This is a genomic window from Nonomuraea sp. NPDC049784, assembly GCF_040659615.1.
Classification (GTDB): domain Bacteria; phylum Actinomycetota; class Actinomycetes; order Streptosporangiales; family Streptosporangiaceae; genus Nonomuraea.
Window position 1 is genome coordinate 1 of sequence record NZ_JBFAMX010000991.1, and the last position, 2,493, is coordinate 2,493.

General features: G+C 70.8%; 4 protein-coding genes. 2 read left to right on the plus strand and 2 right to left on the minus strand.

The window, feature by feature from the left end; translation table 11 throughout:
* Both AB0J09_RS62200 and AB0J09_RS62205 read left to right on the plus strand, forming a co-directional pair.
* Window positions 1–593, plus strand: a 593-nt coding sequence (locus AB0J09_RS62200) for a phosphotransferase (protein ID WP_360713560.1), incomplete at its 5' end; no start/stop codon positions are given.
* A gap of 58 nt (window positions 594–651) precedes the next feature.
* Window positions 652–909 carry a zf-TFIIB domain-containing protein gene (locus AB0J09_RS62205; RefSeq protein ID WP_168005659.1) on the plus strand — a complete coding sequence of 86 codons (258 nt, stop codon included), beginning with the start codon at window positions 652–654 and terminating at the stop codon, window positions 907–909.
* Window positions 910–948: 39 nt separating this feature from the next.
* Here the strand turns inward: AB0J09_RS62205 and AB0J09_RS62210 are convergent, their stop codons facing one another.
* Both AB0J09_RS62210 and AB0J09_RS62215 read right to left on the minus strand, forming a co-directional pair.
* Window positions 949–1,932, minus strand: coding sequence for a hypothetical protein (locus AB0J09_RS62210; RefSeq protein ID WP_360713562.1), 984 nt, complete (start codon window positions 1,930–1,932; stop codon window positions 949–951).
* A 37-nt stretch (window positions 1,933–1,969) separates the two neighbouring features.
* Window positions 1,970–2,493: ATP-binding cassette domain-containing protein (locus AB0J09_RS62215; protein WP_360713564.1), on the minus strand; the 524-nt coding region annotated here is incomplete at its 5' end.

The window sequence follows — 2,493 nt, forward strand, 5'->3', positions numbered from 1 at the left end:
CGGGCCGCCCCGTCGCGCAGGACGACCCGGACTCCGCGCCCTGGGAGGAGGGCGCCAGGTTGCTGGCCTGGCTGCACGCCATCCCCCTCACGCTGCTGCCCGAGCTGCCCGCGGCCGGAGGCCCCGCGCGGGCCGCCAGGGCGGTGGACCGGATGGACGGAGACGGCCCCGTCGAGCAGCTCATCAGGCGGACCTTCAAGGAGCTGCCCGAGCCCGACCCGCTGCCGGGGCTGCTCACGCACGGCGACTGGCACCTGGGCCAGCTCGTCCACCGCGATCGCTGGCTGCTCATCGACGTCGACGACCTCGGTGTCGGCGACCCGGCGTGGGACCTGGCCAGGCCGGCCGCCTGGTACGCCGCGGGGCTGCTCGACCCGGCCGTCTGGGAGCGGTTCCTGGGGGCGTACCTGGCCTCCGGCGGGCCCGCGCTCGGCCAGGGCGACGACCCGTGGCGGCGGCTCGACCTGCCCGCCCGGGCGCTCACCGTCCAGCTCGCCGCCGTGGCCGTCGTCAACGCTCAGCGCGAGGGCCGGGAACTGGACGAGGTCGAACATTCGTTGGTCGAATCGTGCAACAGAATCGTCCGAGCGTGACGGGGTTGCGCGCGGTAGGTTTCACCCTGAAACCCCGAAGCCAAGGAGAGCGACTTAGATGCAGTGCCCTAAGTGCCGCGGGAACATGCGGACCTATGAGCGCAACGGCGTCCACATCGAGCAGTGCGACAACTGTCGTGGGATCTTCCTCGACTACGGCGAGCTGGAGACGCTGACCCGGATGGAGTCGCAGTACCACGCGGCTCCCCCGCCGCCCCCCGCCCCCGGTCCGGCCTGGGGCGCTCCGCACCACGGCGGCGGCCACTACGGCCACCACCGGCAGCGCAGCTGGGTGGGCATGCTGTTCTCGACCTGATTCGGCGCAGGCCGCGCACCGGGCGGAGTGCGCGGCCTTTCAGCTCGGGAAGTCGTCGGGGTCCACGGGCGCGGTGCGGGCGTTGCCACCCGAGATCGCGTGCAGCGTGATCCGCCAGTCGTGCCAGCGGATCTGCGTGGCGGTGAACGTCGTCTTGAACTTCACCGACTTCTCGAACTTCTCAAAGCTGCACTCGCGCGTGAACGACTTGCTCTTGCCGTCCCAGTCCACGCCGTGCGTGAAGTAGACCTTGTACGTGCCGTCGCGCACGCCTTTGACCTTGAACTTCGAGTTCTTGCGCACGTACACGCTGAACGCCTTGCTGCCGCCCTTCACGACGGTGACCACGGCGTCGCGGCTGCCGCCGTTGTCGATCTCCAGCGAGCTGCGGCCGTTGAACGTGCTCCTGCGGATGAACGAGCCGTTGCCCAGCCGCCTGGTCTGCTTCTTCCCGGCCTTCACGTCCACGACGTCGGCCGGGAAGCCGCCGGCGCTCTGCAGGGCCTCGCCCGCCTTGTCGAGCGCGGCCAGCTTGTCGTCGAGGTCGATGAGCACGGCCGACGACGTGCACAGGTTCCTGGCGCCCACCTTGCCCGCCGTGGAGCCCAGCCCGCTGGCGAAGTCGCGCAGGCTGGTCACATACGCGTCGTGCTGGGCGCGTACGGCGTCGGGCGGGGCGACGGCGGCAAGCGCGTCGGCGGCGCCGCTCAGCGCCTCCTCCGCGCGGCCGACCCGGTCGTCCAGGGCCTTGACGCTGCGCGCGCCCGCCAGGGCGTCGATCGCGCCGGCCATCGCCTTGTGCCTGCTCTCGAGCGCACTCTTGTACTCCTCGGCCGTGAGCGCGCTTGGGCTGGGACTGCTCGTCTCCGTGCCGCCGCTGACGGGTGCCCCGCCGCCGTTGCCGCCGGCGATGCCACTGACCTTCGGCTCGCCTCCGGTCGGTGACGGTAAGGACGACGAGCATGCGCCGAGCGTGAGAGTTGCCAGGGCGAGAACGCAGGGAATCAACCGGGGTCCAGCCACCTGTCACACTATCGTCGGGTTGATCCCCACACGTCAATCACGATTCCGTCAGTCCGGCATCCCGATCCTGTCGCAGCCAGCGGGTGATCCCGATCGTCTCCAGGAACGGCACGTCGTGGCTGGCCACGATGAGTGCCCCCCGGTACGCGTTCAGCGCCTGGGAGAGCTGGCGGACGCTGGCCATGTCCAGGTTGTTCGTCGGCTCGTCGAGCAGGAGCAGCTGGGGCGGCGGCTCCGCCGACAGGAGCGCGGCGAGGGTCGCACGGAAGCGCTCGCCTCCCGACAGCGTGCCGACGGCCTGGTTGACCCGCTCGCCCCTGAACAGGAAGCGCGCCAGGCGCGCTCTGATGTCGTTCACGGAGGCGTTCGGGGCCACGGCCCGCACGTTGTCCACGACGCTCAGCGCGTCGTCCAGGAGGTCGAGGCGCTGCGGCAGGTACCGGACGGGGACCTGGGCGCCCTGTTCGATGATCCGCTTGAGCAACGTGGTCTTGCCCGAGCCGTTCGGGCCGAGCAACGCGATCCGCTCAGGACCGCGCACCACCAACGTCTCCAGCACAA

What these genes read in the sequence shown, in the direction of transcription:
- AB0J09_RS62205 (WP_168005659.1), top strand. Translation starts at nt 652, where the DNA reads ATGCAGTGCCCTAAGTGCCGCGGGAACATGCGGACCTATGAGCGCAAC.